The organism is Bradyrhizobium sp., from assembly GCF_017881085.1.
Classification (GTDB): Bacteria; Pseudomonadota; Alphaproteobacteria; order Rhizobiales; family Xanthobacteraceae; genus Bradyrhizobium.
The window spans coordinates 1-18139 of sequence record NZ_JADGRI010000075.1; the positions used below are offsets into that span (position 1 = coordinate 1).

General features: G+C 61.4%; 18 protein-coding genes. 14 read left to right on the top strand and 4 right to left on the bottom strand.

The window, feature by feature from the left end; genetic code table 11:
* Positions 1–782: Enamidase (locus QZ213_RS09725; RefSeq protein WP_291685854.1), on the bottom strand; the 782-nt coding region annotated here is incomplete at its 3' end.
* Between the two features lie 324 nt (positions 783–1106).
* Between QZ213_RS09725 and QZ213_RS09730 the strand changes: the two genes are divergently transcribed.
* Positions 1107–1406 (top strand): HU family DNA-binding protein, encoded by a 300-nt coding sequence (locus QZ213_RS09730; protein ID WP_079572537.1) that lies wholly within the window; start codon positions 1107–1109, stop codon positions 1404–1406.
* Positions 1407–1509: 103 nt separating this feature from the next.
* Here QZ213_RS09730 and pncB read toward each other — a convergent pair whose 3' ends face one another.
* The gene (gene pncB, locus QZ213_RS09735; RefSeq protein WP_291685855.1) at positions 1510–2814 is read right to left on the bottom strand and encodes a nicotinate phosphoribosyltransferase; all 1305 of its coding nucleotides are present in this window, start codon (positions 2812–2814) and stop codon (positions 1510–1512) included.
* 129 nt (positions 2815–2943) lie between these two features.
* Between pncB and pncA the strand changes: the two genes are divergently transcribed.
* The gene (gene pncA / locus QZ213_RS09740; protein WP_291685856.1) at positions 2944–3564 is read left to right on the top strand and encodes a bifunctional nicotinamidase/pyrazinamidase; all 621 of its coding nucleotides are present in this window, start codon (positions 2944–2946) and stop codon (positions 3562–3564) included.
* A gap of 13 nt (positions 3565–3577) precedes the next feature.
* On the opposite strand, the gene QZ213_RS09745 is transcribed toward pncA, so the two are convergent.
* The gene (locus tag QZ213_RS09745; RefSeq protein WP_291685857.1) at positions 3578–4132 is read right to left on the bottom strand and encodes an ANTAR domain-containing protein; all 555 of its coding nucleotides are present in this window, start codon (positions 4130–4132) and stop codon (positions 3578–3580) included.
* 41 nt (positions 4133–4173) lie between these two features.
* Complete coding sequence (locus QZ213_RS09750) at positions 4174–5355, bottom strand: transporter substrate-binding domain-containing protein (protein ID WP_291685858.1); 1182 nt, start codon at positions 5353–5355, stop codon at positions 4174–4176.
* Positions 5356–5708: 353 nt separating this feature from the next.
* Between QZ213_RS09750 and QZ213_RS09755 the strand changes: the two genes are divergently transcribed.
* From QZ213_RS09755 to QZ213_RS09810, 12 genes are all read left to right on the top strand, one after another.
* Positions 5709–7226 (top strand): amidase, encoded by a 1518-nt coding sequence (locus tag QZ213_RS09755; RefSeq protein ID WP_291685859.1) that lies wholly within the window; start codon positions 5709–5711, stop codon positions 7224–7226.
* A gap of 82 nt (positions 7227–7308) precedes the next feature.
* Entirely contained in the window at positions 7309–8307 is a 999-nt protein-coding gene (locus QZ213_RS09760; protein WP_291685860.1) for an acetamidase/formamidase family protein, read from the top strand.
* A gap of 31 nt (positions 8308–8338) precedes the next feature.
* Complete coding sequence (locus QZ213_RS09765) at positions 8339–9565, top strand: ABC transporter substrate-binding protein (RefSeq protein WP_291685861.1); 1227 nt, start codon at positions 8339–8341, stop codon at positions 9563–9565.
* A gap of 38 nt (positions 9566–9603) precedes the next feature.
* Positions 9604–10470: a branched-chain amino acid ABC transporter permease gene (locus tag QZ213_RS09770; RefSeq protein WP_291685862.1), complete on the top strand. Its 867-nt coding sequence runs from the start codon at positions 9604–9606 to the stop codon at positions 10468–10470.
* Entirely contained in the window at positions 10467–11543 is a 1077-nt protein-coding gene (locus QZ213_RS09775; RefSeq protein WP_291685863.1) for a branched-chain amino acid ABC transporter permease, read from the top strand. Before QZ213_RS09770 ends, QZ213_RS09775 begins: the two co-directional genes overlap by 4 nt.
* Positions 11543–12265: an ATP-binding cassette domain-containing protein gene (locus QZ213_RS09780; RefSeq protein ID WP_291685864.1), complete on the top strand. Its 723-nt coding sequence runs from the start codon at positions 11543–11545 to the stop codon at positions 12263–12265. Before QZ213_RS09775 ends, QZ213_RS09780 begins: the two co-directional genes overlap by 1 nt.
* Complete coding sequence (locus tag QZ213_RS09785; RefSeq protein WP_291685865.1) at positions 12262–12969, top strand: ABC transporter ATP-binding protein; 708 nt, start codon at positions 12262–12264, stop codon at positions 12967–12969. Before QZ213_RS09780 ends, QZ213_RS09785 begins: the two co-directional genes overlap by 4 nt.
* Positions 12970–13008: 39 nt before the next feature.
* Positions 13009–14523: an amidase gene (locus QZ213_RS09790; RefSeq protein WP_291685866.1), complete on the top strand. Its 1515-nt coding sequence runs from the start codon at positions 13009–13011 to the stop codon at positions 14521–14523.
* Between the two features lie 69 nt (positions 14524–14592).
* The gene (locus QZ213_RS09795; RefSeq protein ID WP_291685867.1) at positions 14593–15348 is read left to right on the top strand and encodes an SDR family NAD(P)-dependent oxidoreductase; all 756 of its coding nucleotides are present in this window, start codon (positions 14593–14595) and stop codon (positions 15346–15348) included.
* Positions 15349–15505: 157 nt separating this feature from the next.
* A complete protein-coding gene (locus QZ213_RS09800; RefSeq protein WP_291685868.1) occupies positions 15506–16672 on the top strand; it encodes a transporter substrate-binding domain-containing protein in 1167 nt (388 codons plus the stop codon).
* Positions 16673–16695: 23 nt separating this feature from the next.
* Positions 16696–17304: an ANTAR domain-containing protein gene (locus QZ213_RS09805; protein WP_291685869.1), complete on the top strand. Its 609-nt coding sequence runs from the start codon at positions 16696–16698 to the stop codon at positions 17302–17304.
* Positions 17305–17572: 268 nt separating this feature from the next.
* Positions 17573–18139, top strand: a 567-nt coding sequence (locus tag QZ213_RS09810; protein WP_291685870.1) for a transporter substrate-binding protein, incomplete at its 3' end; no start/stop codon positions are given.

Genomic DNA, 18139 nt, shown 5'->3' on the forward strand with positions numbered 1-18139 from the left:
TTGCCGTTGTGAACCAGTTCGAGGCCGCGCTTGCAGCCCTCGCAGATGCAGCGGATCTGGTCGTCGGGCAGCGCGGTGTGGCCGCCATTGATGTGGCCGATCACATCGGTATCGGCTTCCAGCACCACGTCCTTGTCGATCAGGCCCGAGCCGGGGATCGACGGGCCGCCGGTGTGGATCGTGCTCTGGATACCGTATTTGCGCGCCCATCCCACCATCTTGCGCGCGGTGGGACCGTCCTTGACGCCGCCGAGGCCGACTTCGCCGAGCAGCTTGACGCCGGCCGCGGCGAGTTCCTTGAAATCTTCCTCGACCATCTCGGTTTCGATGACGGGCGCGCCGGCGTGAACCTTCACGCCGCCGGGACGCAGGGTCCAGAACGCGCGCTGGGCGAAGATCGCCATCGCCTTGAGGCCGACGACGTCGCGGGGGCGGCCGGGCATGTGAACCTCGCCCGCCGAGATCATGGTGGTGACGCCGCCGTGCAGAAAGCTGTCGATCCAGCCGATCTGGTTTTGCCGCGGGGTCCAGTCGCCGGCGACGGGATGCACGTGGCTGTCGATCAGGCCGGGCGCAACCGTTGTGCCGTTGGCATCGATGAGTGTCGTGGCGCCTTCGGCGTCGATATCCTTGGCGCGGCCGATGCCCGTGATCTTGCCGTTCTCGGCCACGATGGTGTCGGCGTCGAGGATCGGCTTCTCCATGGCGCCGCTCAGCAGCAGCCCGATATTGCGGATCACGAGCTTGGTCGGACCGGCTGCCTGGGGTTCGTCGTGGGCCATGGGTTTTTCCTTCTTGTTCAACGCTTTCGCGGGTCTTGAAAGCATCTTGCCTGCGCCTTAACGGCGGGATCAAGCCGGATTATTCATTGGTATACAAATGAATGTGTACGAATGAACGGCCGCGATCGTTTGCATCAATCTCCGGGAGATGCCGGCGGAAAAGGCCGGGCCAGACGGCGGTTGTGCCCGAAAAGCCGCAGTGGACGGCATCATTTGTTCGAAAAGGGCTGTTTTTCCCGGGAAAATCCAACAAATCTGTGCAGAAAGCTCTACGTTCCCGCGCGTTGGTCTAATATCGCCTCGCCACGAATCAGAGGAGACACAATGGCTACCCAAATGTCCAAGTCGCAGTTGATTGAGAAAATTGCGACCACCACCGAGCTCTCCAAGCGCGACGTCAAGAACGTCATGGATACGTTGACCGATGTCGGTCACAAGGAACTGAAGAAGAACGGGCTCTTTCTCGTGCCTGGCTTTGCAAAGTTCGTCGTCGTGAAGAAGCCGGCGACCAAGGCGAGGAAAGGCACCAACCCGTTCACGGGCGAAGAGATGATGTTCAAGGCCAAGCCGGCCCGGAAAATCGTACGGGCCAGGCCGGTCAAAGCCGCCAAGGACGCCGTCTAAGAGAAAAGGCCCCCGCAAGGGGGCCTTTTGTTTGAATGACCTCGGTTCCTCAAGGTGCGATGTCGTCACTTGCGAAGACGCTCAAGCCGGTCAGGCCGTGCCTTCAGACATGCACTGCACTGCGAACCCGGCCTGCATTGCCGAAGACGCGCAAATAGCGCTCGACTTCGGAGGGAACGCCCGTGGCTTTTTCCGGATTGTCCGCAAGCTTCACGGCCGGTCTGCCATCGACCGACGTCACCTTGCAGACGATCGAGATCGGATCGAGATCGACCGAGCCGTCCGGCGCGCATCCGACGAAATCATTGGTCAGGTTGGTGCCCCAGCCGAAGCTTATCCTGACCCGGCCGGCAAAATGGCGGTAGGTCTCTTCGATCGATCCGACATCCATGGCGTCCGAAAACACCAGCAGCTTCGTCTTGGGGTCGAGGCCCTTTTGCTTCCACCATTTGATGATCTCTTCGCCCGCCGGGATCGGCGGCGCGCTGTCGGGCCGAAAGCCGGTCCAATCCGCCACCCATTCCGGCGCATCGCGCAGGAATGCCTTGGTGCCGAAGGCGTCGGGAAGGGCGATCAGAAGGTTGCCGCCATAGGTATGGCGCCACTGATCGAGGATGCGATACGGCGCCCAGCGTAGTTCGTCATCGTCATTCGCCAGCGCCGCGGCGACCATCGGCAATTCATGGGCGTTGGTCCCGATCGCCTCGAGATCGTTGTCCATCGCCAGCAAGACGTTGGAGGTGCCGGTGAAGGACGGTCCAAGGCCTTCCTTCACCGCCTCGACGCACCAGCGCTGCCACAGGAAGCCATGGCGCCGCCGTGTTCCGAAATCGGAAAGCCGCAAGCCGTCCAGCTTGCGCAGCCGCTCGACCTTGCTCCATAGCTTGGCCTTTGCCCTCGCATAGAGAACATCGAGGACGAAGCGGCCCTGTCCCTTCATCGCCTGGCGCGAGCGCAACTCATTAAGAATGGCGAGCGCCGGGATCTCCCACATCGTGGTGTGCATCCACGGTCCGTGGAAATGCAACTCGTATTGGCCATCGACCTTGTTAAGCTCGTATTCGGGGAGGCGGAAGGCCGCGAGCCAGTTGATGAAGTCTGGCGAGAACATCTGGGTCTTGCCGTAAAACGTATTGCCGGCAAGCCATATCAATTCCTTCTTGCTGAACCGGATGGTGCGCGCATGATCGAGCTGGGCGCGCAGCTCCGCCTCGTCGATGATCTCGGCCAGCCGCACATGCCGGCTGCGATTGATGACCGAAAAGGTGACCTGCTGGCTCGGGTAGAACTCCCGAATCATCTGCAGCATCAATAGCTTGTAGAAATCGGTGTCGAGCAGGCTGCGCACGATCGGATCAAGCCGCCAGCCGTGATTGTAGGTTCTGCTCGCAATGTCTGTAACTGCCATGCCCAGAACTTTAGCCCGCCGGAAGCCGTGCAACCAGTGGCTTGTGGCAGTCCGGCAGCGCAAATCCCGCTGGCGGGACCCTTGCTTTGAGCTAGAGTTTGACGGGGTCAATTCTATCGCAGGTGCAAAATGCAGGTTCGCGACGACGATGTGCTGCTGGTCATCGATGTGCAGAACGATTTCTGCCCCAGCGGCGCGCTCGCGGTCGCCGACGGCGATGCCGTGGTGCCGGTCATCAACCGCGTCGCCGAGCGCTTCGGTCATGTCGTGCTGACCCAGGACTGGCATCCGGCAGGCCACAGTTCGTTCGCCAGTTCACATCCGGGCTCGGCGCCTTTCGAAACCATCAGCATGCCCTATGGACAGCAAACCCTCTGGCCGGATCATTGCGTCCAGGGCACGGAAGGAGCGGCATTTCATCCGCATTTGAAGACGGAGCGGGCGGAACTGGTGATCCGCAAGGGATTCCGCAGCGAAATCGATTCCTACTCGGCGTTCTATGAGAACGATCGACGCACGCCCACGGGGCTGGCCGGCTATTTGCGCGAACGCGGCCTGCGGCGAATTTTCCTGGCCGGGCTCGCCACCGATTTTTGCGTGTTTTACTCCGCCGTGGACGCGCGCCGGCTCGGTTTTGATGTCGTGCTGATCGAAGCTGGATGCCGGGCCATCGATCTGGCGGGGTCGCTCGATGCCGCCGCGGCCGAGATGGCTGCGGCCGGCGTGCAACGTGTCGACGATCTCGGTTAGCGTTCAGGTCCGGCTACGCGGTTCGCGTGCGATTTGGCATGCCGCCGATCGCCACGATCTCGGCGCTCAATTGCTCGACGGTGGTGCGATGCCGCATGGCCGTCTGGCGGATCAGAGTAAACGCGTCCGCCTCGGAGAGACCGTGACCGCGCATGGTCTGCAGCACGGCCGCGAAAACAACCCGCCGGGAGCGAATGCGGTCTTCCAGTCTTTCGATGCGGGCGGCGTCGTCAATTCTTCGCTGTGCGGAATCGAACGCGACCACCAGCGCGGTGTAAAGTCCCGCCGAGCGCAGCGGCTTGACCAGAAAGGAAGCCGGCTGCAGGTCCAGCAGCCACTTCAACCGGCTCGGCGTCTCGGTCCCAATCAGCGCGACGATCGGCGCGCGGGTTTTCCATGCCGCGGCCAGATCGGACTTGATCGGAATGGTGTCGGCATCCAGCACGATAACGTCGACGGCTTCGTCCGGCGGGGACGCCTCGTTCGGGTCATGCTCGGAAATCGTCATGCCCAGGCGGTTGAGCTGGCGGCGGACAATCGAGATTTCGCGTTCGTCCCTCATCACCATGAGAGCGCGACGGCCGCGGACCGAGAAAGGCGATGGCCTTGTCATTTCACGACACGCAGATGGGTTGACTGCCTCGTCATCGTATCATTGCTCTTTTCCGGCCTTGTGCCAATCGCTGCGAGATCGAGGTTCGAAAGATAGGGGTCGGGCCGCTCGGGAGCATCGGCTTCCCAGAAGATATCGAACTGGCATCCAGGCACCGAGCGTGCCAGCCGGGGCGTCAGGAAGCAGTGATTGTTGTCGGGATCGACCCAGATCGGGCCTTGCGGCGAGTCGTAGCGATGATTTGCCGCAGCCCGGCGGACCGCGCCGACATCGGCCGAGCCTGCGCGCCGGATCGCGCGGGCCAGCAGCATGACGCAAACATAGGTCGAGAGGGCATCGACCGACAGGTTACTGTCGGCGCCGTGGCGAGTCTTCCAGCGCGCGACAAAAGCGCGGTTTTCCGCGCCATCGATGCTCTCGAAATAAGCCGATGAGGTGATGCATCCGACGGAGGCGGACGAGCCGATCAGCTTGAGTTCCGGCTCGCACAGGCTGCAGCTCAGCATCGGGATTGTGAGGTTGGCGCGCGTGGCCGCCTGATGCAGCGCGCGCATGAATGAGTAGCTGGATTCGCCGACCAGCGTGTTGAACACCACCGGCGGCTTTCGCTCGATGATCTCCTTGACGATGTGATCGACGGCGGTTTCGCCGAGCTCGAGCAGGCGTTCGGCAAGGACGCGGCCGCCCGCGCTGGTTACGATCTCGCGAACGACCCGGTTGGTTTCCCAGGTCCAGACATAGTTGGATCCAATGCAGAACACTTCGCCGGAGATATGATCCAGCATGTGCAGCACCAGCGGCACGACGTGCTGGTTCGGCGCGGCTCCGACGTAAATGACATTATCGCTGCTTTCGAACCCCTCATATCGCGCCGGATGCCAGAGCAATCGTTCGGTGCGCTCGACAATGGGAATGACCTGCTTGCGCGACGCCGAGGTGTAACAGCCGACGATATGGTCGACGTGCTCTCCACGAATGAGCTCGTCGCATGCCGAGTGATAGGCGGCGACGACGCCCGCGGGATCACGCAGCCGCGGCGCGAATACGAAATCGAATTGATCGCTCTGATTGATTTCGTCGATCGCCATCAGCGCGCTCTTTCGCATCTCGCCCGCCATCATGGCGTAAGGTCCCGATTGGGAGAACACGAGGCCGAGAGGGATGGATGGCTTTTTCATCGGGTACTCAGGCGTTGCGCGGCAATGATCTCATCTCAAGTAACCCGATCTGTCACGTTGTATCATCGAGCAGTGCTGCGCGTCATTTGTGCTTCCGGCGCTTAAAAAAGGTGCCGGCATCGCATTGACAAGACTGGCGACGCTAAGACACAATCAAATGGTACGTAAATACGTGCATTGCGAAAGAGTTCTCGCGCAGCCGATGACGTCTGAGTGGCGACTTCCAAAGTTTCGTTCTGCAACGTAATCCTACGCGACCATTGATAGCAGCGGCGTTGATGCCATTCGAGACCTGTTCGGGTCACGGATGGCTTTTTGCGTTTGGCTTCCAGGCGGCGACAAGAGGGTGAAGCATGCCGGTTCGGCTTCCGACATTGGAGCAAATCGAAGACCTTGGATCCGATTTCGGCCTCGTTCTCAACGCTGACGAAATTGCAGCCTTTCAACAGGCTTTCAAGGGATCGCTGGCTTCGTATGGCCGGCTTGACGAATTGGTCCCGCCCACATTGGCGCCGGTGGCGCCGCGGTCGCCGGGATACCGGCCTGCGGCGTCGGAAAACCCTTACGGCGCCTGGTACTGGAAGACGGATATCCATAGTGGCGCGAATGGACTGCTGAGCGGCAAGAAAGTTGCGATCAAGGACAACATCTGCGTCGCCGGCGTTCCCATGATGAACGGCTCGGCGCTGCTCGAAGGCTATGTCCCGGAGATCGACGCGACTGTGGTGACGCGCATCCTCGAAGCCGGCGGCACCATCGCGGGCAAGGCGGCCTGCGAGGATCTCTGTTTCTCCGGCGCAAGCCATACATGCGCAGGCGGCATCATCCGCAATCCGCACAATCCCGCGCACAGTGCCGGCGGCTCGTCGGGTGGAAGTGCGGCGCTGGTGGCGGCCGGCGAGGTGCCGATGGCGCTCGGCGGAGACCAGGGCGGATCGATCCGCACGCCGTCAAGCTGGTGCGGAATTTATGGCTTGAAGCCGACATGGGGGCTGGTGCCGACCACGGGGTCGATGCCGATCAGCTATTCCGTCGATCATTGCGGTCCGATGGGGGCGTCGGTCGAGGACGTCGCTCGATTGCTCACGGTGATCGCGGGTCATGATGGCTGGGACACGCGAACGATCGCGGCGCGCACCGGCGACTACATGGCTGCCATCGGCAAGCCGGCAAAGGGATTGCGCGTCGGTATCCTGCGTGAAGGATTTGGTCATCCTGAAAGCGATTCCGCTGTCGATGCCAAGGTGCGCGCGGCGATCGCGGCCTTGAAAAAAGCCGGCGTCGAAGCCGAAGAAATTTCGGTGCCGTGGCATCTCGATGGGCCGCATGTCTGGAGTGGCATTATCCTGGAAGGCGCGGCCGAGATGATGCTGAAGGGATACGGCGTCGGCAACAATGTCCAGGGCTACTATCCGCTTTCGATGCAGGAAGCCTTTGCCCGCGGCATGGGAACGCGGATCAACGACGTCTCGCCGACCGTGAAGCTGGTGCTGATGCTCGGCGAATACATGCATCGCAACTATCACGGCCGCTATCATTCGAAGGCGCAAAACCTGCGGGTGCTGCTGCGCCGCGCCTACGATGCGGCGCTGGAAAGATTCGACGTGCTGGCGATGCCGACGATTCCATTCACGGCAACGCCGATACCGCCGGCCGATGCCCCGCTGGGCACCCTGATTGACACGGCGCTCAACATGCAGGCCAATACCTGCTCGTTCGACGTATCGGGACATCCTGCCTTCACCGTGCCATGCGGACGTGTCAACGGCTTGCCGGTCGGTCTGATGATGGTCGGTCGCCATTTCGAGGAAACGACCTTGATACAGCTTGCCGCGGCGGTCGAAGCCAGCGGCGACTGGAAACTGGACTAGAGCGCAATGAGGCTGTCATCTGATGCCGGTACGGAATTTGCACGGCTTTGAACTCACGCGTTGACGATTTGAGGATACTGCGATGATCAACGATCCCTGGTTCAAATCCTCGATCATGGCGAAGCGCGGCCTTGCCAAGGGCGAGGCGGGAAAGCGCCACGAGCTCTCCATCGCCAGGCAGGGCGACTTCCATTACGTCTACGGGCCCTATGCCAAGCCTGTCCTCACAGTCGATCCCGGCGACGTCGTCGTGGTGGAGACGGAGGATGCCTTTGGCGGCGTCATCACCAGCGAGCAGGACAGCCCGACCGCCAAATTGCAGTTTCCCTTTCTCAATCCGCAATGCGGTCCTGTTGCCGTGAACGGCGTGGAGAAGGGCGATTGTCTGGTGGTGCAGATTCATGCAGTGGAGACGCGGGGCGCGCAGCCCGCCGGCACCACCTGCATCATCCCGGAATTCGGCGGCCTGGTCGGGACGGCGTCGACCGCCATGCTCAATCCGCCCTTGCCGGAACGGGTACGGAAAATGCATGTCGACAAGGATGGCGTGCGCTGGAGCGACAAGATCATTCTTCCCTATCAGCCGTTCATCGGCACTATCGGGGTTTCGCCGGAGATCGAGGCGATCTCCTCGCTGCAGCCGGACTATCACGGCGGCAACATGGATCTGCCCGACGTCGCTCCGGGCTCGATTCTGTATTTTCCGGTGCATACCAAAGGCGGCCTGCTCTACGTCGGTGATTGCCATGCCGCGCAGGGCGACGGCGAGCTGTCGGGGGTCGCGGTCGAACAACGCGCTACGGTCACGCTGCAGATCGACGTCATCAAGAACTGGAGCTTTGCCTGGCCGCGGCTCGAGACGGAGGCGTTTCTGATGACGATCGGCAGCGCGCGGCCGCTGGAAGATGCGGCACGGATCGCCTATCGCGAACTGGTGCGCTGGATGGCCGCCGACTACGGCTTCGACGAGATCGACGCCTACATGCTGCTCAGCCAGGCCGGACGCATCCGGCTCGGGAACATGGTCGATCCGAAATACACAATGGGTGCGTCGATTTTGAAAAAGTATCTGGTCTCATGATTTTCCGGCAACCTCGAGGAGGAGTACTGCAATGAAGGTCAATCGCAGAAAATTCGTACAGGGGACGGCCGCTACCGTTGCCGCCGGCATGTTCGGTTCCAGCGCTTGGGCGGCGGACGAACCGATCAACGTTGCCAGCATCCACGATCTGTCGGGCGGACTCGACATCTACGGCAAGCCGATGGTCGATGCGCTGACGCTCGCCGTCGAAGAGGCCAACGCCGCCGGCGGCCTGCTTGGACGGCAGATCAAGCTGATCAACTACGACACCCAGTCGAACATGCAGCTCTACACGCAGTTCGCGCAGCAGGCGGCGCTGAAGGACAAGGTCGCCGTGGTGCATGGCGGCATCACCTCCGCCTCGCGCGAGGTGATCCGGCCGGTGCTCGACAAGTTCAAGACGCTGTATTTCTACAATACGCAATACGAGGGCGGCGTCTGCGACCGCAACCAGTTCGACACCGGCGTGACGCCGGCGCAGACCGTGGAAAAGCTCGTGCCCCATGCCATGAAGAAGTGGGGCAAGAAGGTCTATGTCGTCGCGGCCGATTACAATTACGGCCAGATCACGTCGCAATGGGTGAAGAAATACGTCACCGAAAACGGCGGCGAGGTGTCATCGATCGACTTCTTCCCGCTCGATGTCACCAATTTCGGTCCGACCATCTCCAAGATCCAGGCCGCGAAGCCGGATTTCGTGTGGTCCGCGCTGGTCGGCGGCGCTCACATCTCGTTCTATCGCCAATGGGCGGCGGCCGGCATGCGCAAGAGCATCCCGATGGCGTCGACCACCTTCGCCGTGGGCAATGAGCACATCGTGCTGTCGCCCGACGAATGCAACGGCATGCTGGTCTGCTACAATTACTTCCAGGATTTAAAGAACAAGACCAACGAGGCCTTCGTCACCGCCTTCCACAAGCGGTTCGGGGCCGACTACCCGAACGTCACCGAACTCGCCATGGGAACCTACCAGGGATTCCAGCTATGGGCCGAGGGGGTCAAGAAGGCGAAGAGCATCGACCGCATGAAAGTCATCGAGGCGCTGGAAACCGGCATCAGCATCGATGCCCCATCCGGCAAGGTAACGATCGATCCGGCGACCCATCACTGCGTGCTCGACGTTCACATCGCCGAAGTCAGCGACAAGAAGCTCAAGGTGCTGGAAGACTTCGCGCAGCAGAAGCCTTCGGACACCGCCGCGGTGTGCGACCTCATCAAGAACCCGACCGATAACCAGCAATACGTGATCAAGATCTGAAGGCCGGTTGGATCTCGCATGCGTTGGGAAAGGTAAACGTGGATTTCGTTGTTCTGCTGGCGATCCAGGTCCTCTACGCGGTTGCCAGCCTGGCGCTGATCAGCGTCGGGCTGGCCATCATCTTCGGCATGATGCGGGTCATCAATCTCGCCCATGGCGAGTTCTTGATGCTCGGCGGGTATGCCGCGATCGTCGCCACCAGCAACGGCGTCAACATCTGGATTGCGATGCTGGTGGTGGCGCCGCTTGTCGTCGGCCTCATCGGGATTGTCGTCGAAATGACGATCATCCGTTTCCTGTACGGCCGCATGGTCGACACCATGCTCGCGACCTGGGGCCTCAGTCTTTTCCTGGTGGGGCTCACGACCGCGATCTTCGGCAACACCACGGTGGGCATCTCGGCGCCGCTTGGCAGTTTCCAGATCGGCGCTTATCGCACCAGCGGATATACCCTGTTCGTCATTGCGGTGGCCGTGGTCTTGATGGCCGGCATCTTCGCGGTGCTGCGTTTTACGCGGCTTGGTCTAATCGCCCGCGGCACCATGCAGAATGCCAATATGGCGGCGGCGCTCGGGGTGAATCCGCCGCGTGTCTATGCAGTCACCTTCGGCATCGGTGCCGCGCTGTCAGGCCTTGCCGGCGCGGTGCTGGCGCCGGTCTCCGGAGTCTTTCCAACCATCGGCGTCGCCTATGTGGCGAAATCCTTCATCACGGTGATCGGGGGAGGTGCTGCGATCCTCTCGGGAACGGTTTCGGCATCCGTGTTGTTCGGCACCATCAATCAGATCGCGACCTTCTTGACCACGCCGGTGTTCGGCGAGGTCGCGCTGCTTGCTGCCGCGATCGTCCTGATCCGCCTGCTGCCGCAGGGCATCACCGGCCGCTTTTTCCGGAGAGGCCTGTGAACGCCCGTACGCTGAATATTCTCGGCCTCGGACTCGTCGGCATTGTCGGCATCGCCTTCCTGATCCTGACTCCGCGGTTCGCCGAGCTCGATACCGTGCTCGAGCTCACGGTCTACATGATCATGGCGGTGCTGTCGCTCAGCCTGGCGCTGATCTGGGGTTACGGCGGCATTCTCTGCTTCGGCCAATCCGCGTTCTTTGGATTGGGCGCCTATACCTACGCGATCGCCATGTTCAACATCGGCGAAAGCACGGTTCCGTTTCTGCTGGCCATCGCGCTACCGGCAGCCTTCGCCGCGTTGCTCGGCTATTTCGTGTTCTACGGCCGGATCAGCGATGTCTATCTCGGCGTCATCACGCTGACGGTGACACTGATCCTGTTCAATTCGATCAATTCCACCGCCGGTCCGGAATTCCATATCGGCGCGGCGCGGCTTGGCGGCTTCAACGGCATTCCGGGAATCCCGGCGCTCAATTACCCCGGCAACAAGGCCGCGGCGGTCGATCTGGAAGGCATGTTCTATCTTTCCACCGCGGCATTGCTCGTGACCTATTTCGGATTGCGGCTGCTGCTGGCCAGCCGGTTCGGCCGCATCATCGTCGGCATCCGGGAGAACGAACGGCGCGCCGAACTCCTGGGCTACGATCCGCGGGCCTACAAGCTCGTGACCTTCACCATCGGCGGCGCGCTTGCCGGTTTCGCCGGATGCCTGTTCGCCAATTGGGGAAATTTCGTAAGTCCGACCATTTTCGGCTTGGCGCAGTCCGCCCAGATCATCATCTGGGTCATCGTCGGTGGACGCGGCACGCTGATCGGCCCGATCATCGGTTGCATCGGCATCCAGTGGCTGACGACGGCGCTCGGGGCGAACCAGCCCAGTGGCTCGGATTGGTGGACGAAGCTGCTGGCGAATGCGCCGTTCATTTTTGGCGTCATCCTGATTGCGTTCGTGCTGCTGGTGCCGAAGGGGTTGGTGCCCACGTTTGGCGACTTCGGACAATGGCTGCTGCGGGCGCGCACGCGGCGGGTCGCGGCAGCCAGCCTCGAGCCGAAGCAGGCGGAGGAGGGTTGATGGCCGAACCGCTCCTGCAAACCCGTGATCTCAGCATGCACTTCGGCGGCGTCAAGGCGGTCCGCAACGTCAACTTCACGCTGGCCGAGGGTGAACTGCGCTGCCTGATCGGTCCGAACGGCGCCGGGAAAAGCACGTTCTTCAAGATGCTCACCGGACAGCTTCAGCCGAGCCTCGGGCAGGTGCTGTTCCGCGGCCACGATATCTCCAAGGCGCACGCCCACGAGATCGCGCGTCTCGGCATCGGCATCAAGACCCAGGTGCCGAGCGTGTTCGACGGCTTGAGCGTGCGCGAAAACATCTGGCTGGCGGCGAGCCGCATCCATAACCGTCATCGCGTCAATGCGGTGGTTGACGAGATGCTGGAGCGCATCGGGCTCACGAGCGCGGCAAACCGCCTGGTCGGCCAGCTCGCCCACGGCCAGCGCCAATGGGTTGAACTGGGCATCGTATTGTCAACCGATCCCGACCTCATTCTGCTCGATGAACCCGCCGCCGGCATGACGCATGAAGAAGTGAACAAGACCGCCGAGCTTGTGCGCGAGATCAATCGCAGCAAGGCCCTCATCGTCGTCGAGCATGACATGCAGTTCATCCGCATGATCGCCAAGCAGGTGACCGTGTTCAATCAGGGCAGCGTGCTGGTGGAGGATTCCGTGGAGAATATCCTGCGTAACCCGCTGGTGCGCGACGTCTATCTCGGCAAGCAGGCGGCCGCATGATGCTCAATGTCCAGGGACTGCGCGCGGGCTACGGCCGCATTCCGATCCTCAACGGGGTGAGTTTTGCCGTCAAGATCGGGGAGTTCATCGGAATCCTCGGTCATAACGGCATGGGCAAGACGACACTGCTCAAGGCGTTGATGGGATTTTTGCCGGCAACGGGCGGGTCCGTCCGTTTCGACGGTGGCGACGTGACGGCGGCCGAGCCCTATCAGCGCGCGCGGCTGGGGCTCGGCTACGTGCCGCAGGGGCGGGAGATCTTTCCCGGGCTTTCGGTGCACGACAATCTGCGCATGGGCTGCACCAAGGAGACAGGCAGCGGGCAGGATACCATCGAGGAAGTGCTCGAGGAGTTTCCTCGCCTCAAACCACTGCTCGATCGGTCCGGTGGCGCGCTGTCGGGCGGCGAGCAACAGCTCCTCGCGCTCGCACGCTGCCTTTGCGGCAAACCGCGGCTCATTTTGCTCGACGAGCCGACCGAGGGTATCCAGCCCTCGATCATCGACGAAATCGTCGAGGTCCTGCAGCGCCTGCGCGACAAGAGCGGGCTCACCATGATTCTGGTCGAGCAGAACCTCGAGTTCATCGCCGCGCTGTCGAGGCGAATTCTCATCATTCAAAAAGGCGCCATCACCCGGGAGTTGCAGCCAGGCGATCTCGCCGATGCAAGTCTGGTCGGCGAATTTATCGGAATCACAACGTAAGGCCCGATTCAGCGGGCACGAATAACAGGGAGACAGACCATGGCAGTCAGACGACCCACTCTCGATCAATTGCGCAGCGTCGCCGAGGACCTCGGCATGCATATGGGTGAGGAGGAGCTCAAATCCTACGACGCCCTGATGCAGGGAAATTACGCCGCCTATGACATTATCGATGCCATGCCGGATTACGTCCCGGCCGTGACCTATCCGCGAACGTCCGGCTATCGTCCGGAAGGCGAGGAGAACAAGTACAACGCCTGGTACTTCAAAAGCACGGTCAAGGGCGCGGCAAGCGGCAAGCTCGCCGGCAAGACCATCGCGCTGAAGGACAATGTCAGCCTCGCCGGCGTGCCCATGATGAATGGCGCCTCGACGCTCGAAGGCTACGTGCCCGATGTGGACGCCACCATCGTCACGCGCATCCTTGACGCCGGCGGCACCATCCTCGGCAAGACGCATTGCGAGTATTTCTGCTTCTCCGGCGGCAGCCACACCAATGCGACCGGTCCGGTCCATAATCCCCACAAGATGGGGTATTCGGCCGGCGGCTCGTCTTCGGGCAGCGGTGTCGTGGTCGCGCTCGGCGAGGCCGATATGGCGATCGGCGGCGACCAGGGCGGATCGATCCGCATCCCCTCGTCGTTCTGCGGCATCTACGGAATGAAGGGAACTCACGGCCTCGTTCCCTATACCGGCGTCATGCCAATCGAAATCACGCTCGACCACACCGGGCCGATGACCCGCAATGTCCGAGACAATGCGCTTCTGCTCGAGGTGCTGGCAGGCGCCGACGGCCTCGATCCCAGGCAGATCGCGCCCAAGGTCTCAAATTACACCGAAGCGCTCGGCGGCGGCGTCAAGGGAATGCGCATCGGCATCGTCAAGGAAGGTTTCGGACTTGCGGTTTCCGAGCCCGACGTCGATGCCAAGGTCATGGCGGGTGCCGAGCTGTTCAGGAAACTCGGCGCCACCGTCGACGAGATATCGGTGCCGATGCATCTGCTGGGTCCCGCGATCTGGCTGCCGATCGCCGCGGAAGGCGGCACCGAGTTCATGATGAAGGGCAACGGCATGGGGACCAACTGGCGTGGCCTCTACAACACGACGCTGCTGGACGCGCATTCCGCCTGGCACCATCGTGCCGACGAATTGTCCGACAGCCTGAAGATAACGATGCTGGTCGGCCACTATTTCACCAAGCACTATCGCGGTCATTTTTATTCCAAGGCGCAGAACCTCAATCGCAAGCTGCGCGCCGCCTATGACGCGGCGCTGAACAGTTACGATTTGCTGCTGATGCCGACCTTGCCGATGAAGGCGACGCCGATCCCGCCGCCGGACGCGCCGCGCGAACTCTATATCCAGCGCGCATTCGAGATGGTTCCCAACACCGCACCGTTCAACGCCAGCGGTCATCCGGCGATGACCATTCCCTGCGGAATGAGCAACGGCCTGCCGGTCGGCCTGATGTTGATCGGCAAGTATTACGACGAGCCCGTGATCTACCGCGCCGCCGCGGCGTTCGAAGGCGCCGGCGACTGGACCAAGATGTGACCGACGCTACGGCCCGCCGTTAACGCCGGCAGGCCGCTTCATCAGGCGGTATCAGCAACGGAGGCGACGATGGATCTCGGATTGAAGGGCAAGAGCGTCCTGGTGACCGGCGGGAGCAAGGGCATTGGACTGGCGATCGCCGAACTGTTCGCGGCGGAAGGCGCCAATGTCGCGATCTGCGCGCGCAACGCCGACGAGGTCGGCAAGGTCGTGAAGGCGCTCGCTGCGAAGGGCGTCAAGTCGTGGGGCAAGGCGATCGATGTCGCCGACCCCGCGGCGTTGAAGCAATGGGTCGAAGGTGCCGCCGCAGAACTCGGCGGCATCGACACGATCGTCTGCAACGTCAGCGCCTTGGCTGTCGGCGATACGCCCGAGACCTGGGAGAAGTCGTTTCGAACCGACATGATGCACACCGTCAATTCGGTGGCGGCAGCACTTCCTTATCTGGAAAAATCCAAATCCGCTTCCATCGTGATCGTCTCCAGCGTGTCCGGGTTCGAGGTGGATTTCGCCGCCGGCTCCTACGGCGCGTTCAAGGCGGCGCTGATCCACTACTCGAAGGGATTGAGCAACCAGCTGATCTCCAAGGGCATCCGCGCCAACGTGGTGTCCCCCGGCAATACCTATTTCGAGGGAGGTATCTGGCAGAACATCGAGCAGGGCATGCCCGATCTCTACAAGACGGCGATGTCGTTGAATCCGACCGGGCGCATGGGCACGCCGCAGGAAGTCGCCGCGGGCGTGGTCTTCCTTGCGAGCCCGGTCGCGAGCCGCATTTCCGGTACCAACCTCATTATCGACGGTGCTCTCACCAAGGCCGTCTAGCACATCCGCCGCGGGCCTGGCGGATACAGGCAGAAGCCTCGCCGGATACCTGACCCGGCGAGGCGAGACCGATTGTTTCGGTCAAGCCGATTTGAGTTTCCTGCAATCTGCCGTATGGTCGCTCAAATCTCACTACGAATTGGTGTACGTCAGGCTCATGAATTTCAGCGAAAATACCGGCGCCCCATGGCGCGTGGGGGTGCTTTTCTCCCAGACCGGAGTTACCTCCGCCGTCGAACAATCACAGCTCAATGCGACACTGCTTGCGATCGACGAGATCAATTCCAGCGGAGGAGTACTCGATCGCATGATCGAGCCCGTCATTTACGATCCCGCGTCCGATCCGAAACAGTTTCGCAGCCTCGCCGAACGTCTGCTCGAGGTGGATCGCATACGGCTGTTGTTCGGGTGCTATATGTCGAGCACCCGCAAGGCAGTATTGCCGGTTGTCGAAAGCCACCGCGGCTTGCTGTTCTATCCGACGCTCTATGAGGGTTTCGAATATTCGCGGCATTGCATCTACACGGGGGCTGCGCCGAACCAGAATTCGTTGCAGCTTGCAAGGTTCCTGCTTTCCACCTACGGCAATCGCTTTCTGCTGGTGGGATCGAATTACATCTATCCTTACGAATCCAACCGCCTGATGGCCGATTTCGTGGCGCAGGGCCGCGGCGAGATCCTGGACGAGATCTATGTTCCGCTCGAGGCGGATTCGCGGGATTTCGACGAGGTCATCACCCGGATCAAGAAGACGTCTCCCGACGTCATCTTTTCGACCGTGGTCGGGCGCAGCACCTCGATATTTTACGAGGCCTATCGGAAGGCCGGTTTCGATCCGACGAAGATGCCGATCGCGAGCCTCACCACAAGCGAAGCGGAAGTCGCGGAGATGCATCGCGAGGCCGCTGAAGGCCATATCACGGCCGCGCCCTTCTTCGAGACCTCGTCATCGGCCTCCGCGCGCCGCTTCGTGGAAAGCTTCAAGCGCAAATACGGTCCTGATGCGCCGGTGCCGGCGGCCGCGGAAGCCGCTTATTTTCAGGTTCATCTGGCGATGCGCGCGCTGGCGCGCTGCGGATCCGACGATCCGGAGCGGGTGCTGAAGGAGCTGCGCGACTCCGAATTCGATGCACCGCAGGGCAGGGTCAGGATCGATCCGGAAAACAACCACACCTATTTGTGGCCGCGGATCGCGCGGCTGGACAAGTTCGGCCGGTTCCAGACAGTCTGGAATCCCGGCGTTCGGATCAAGCCCGACCCTTACTGTGTCGTACAGAGCCTTGACGACTGGTCGGTCGATGACCTTCAGACGGTCAGCCACTGAGGTTCTGAGCGGGGGAGCAGGCGGTGGCGATCCAAATCCTTCGCGATCTTCGCGGTCTTCGCGTCCTGGTCGTTCACCCCCCGGACAACGAACGCGTCAGGCTGGTCGAGCATCTTCGCCGCATCGGCTGCATGGTGGAAATGCAATGGCCCGTCCCCGAATGCTGGTCCGATGGTTGCGACGTGATGCTGCTGGCCGTCGAACATGACGTCCGTAGCGATATTCAGCGGCTTCTGAAGTCCAACGACGGAACCCGGCCGACACTGATCGCCGTCGTGGGCTACGAAGACCCGACCACCCTGCAGTTGGTGCTGGAAGCAGGCGCGGTCGCCGTCATCGAGCGCCCGATCCGCCCCTTCGGTTTGCTGACCAACCTGACGATCGCGCGCAGCATCTGGCTCGAGAAGCGCGAGACCGAAAAGCGGATCCGGAAACTGGAGCGCAAACTGTCGGGCATCCAGCGCATCCAGAAGGCGAAGGCGATCCTGATGGACGGCCAGGGATTGAGCGAAGCCGACGCTTACGAAAGCATCCGCCGCCAGGCGATGGCAAAGCGTCTGTCGATGGACGACATGGCGGCCGCGATCATTCATGCAAATGAGGTCTTGCAGTACCGCGCAAAAGATGTTTAATTTTTACAGCTGCGGTGGAACGAGGAAGTTCTGATCGCAGTTTTCGCCGGATCACCGAGGATGTTGATCCGGCATGGCTAGGTAAGCCCGAGAGGTCCGCGAGGATCTGTCGGGCTTTTTTGTTTTGGCGACCGGGAATCGGCGCGGATCGGGTCTGCTCCCGCCGGCCTCGGGGGAATCTGGATTTTTTTTCGGTTCGAACCAACGCACCTCAGTGCGAGATAAACAGGCTTGCCTCGAGTTGCGGGCAGCCAACAGGGGGAGTGTTATGAAAACTACGCGACGGACGTTGTTGAAGAATGCCGCGGCACTTGGTGCATTTGCTGGCGCGGGCTTCCCGCATATCTGGATCAAGAACGCCGATCTTGCCGCCGCAGCGAGCGGAGAGATCAAGGTCGGCGTGCTGTTTTCGCTGACGGGTACTACCGCGATCATTGAGGAATCGCTGAACAAGGCGACAATCCTGGCGATTGAGGAAATCAATGCAGCGGGCGGCATCAACGGCATGAAGATTGTGCCGGTGATCGAAGACCCGGCTTCCGATCCCGCGACCTTCGCCGAAAAGGCGCGCAAGCTCGTCGCCGGCGACAAATGCGTCAGCGTGTTCGGCTCCTACACCTCAGCCAGCCGCAAGGCCGTGCTGCCCGTCGTGGAGAAGCAGAATAATCTTTACTGGTACCCGACCTTGTATGAAGGCCGCGAGTGCTCGAAGAACGTCATCTATACCGGAGCCGTGCCGAACCAGCAGCAGGATGAATTCATTCCGTGGCTGATCAAGAACTTCGGCAAGAAGTTCTCGATGATCGGGTCGAATTACATCTACCCGAAGGAAGAG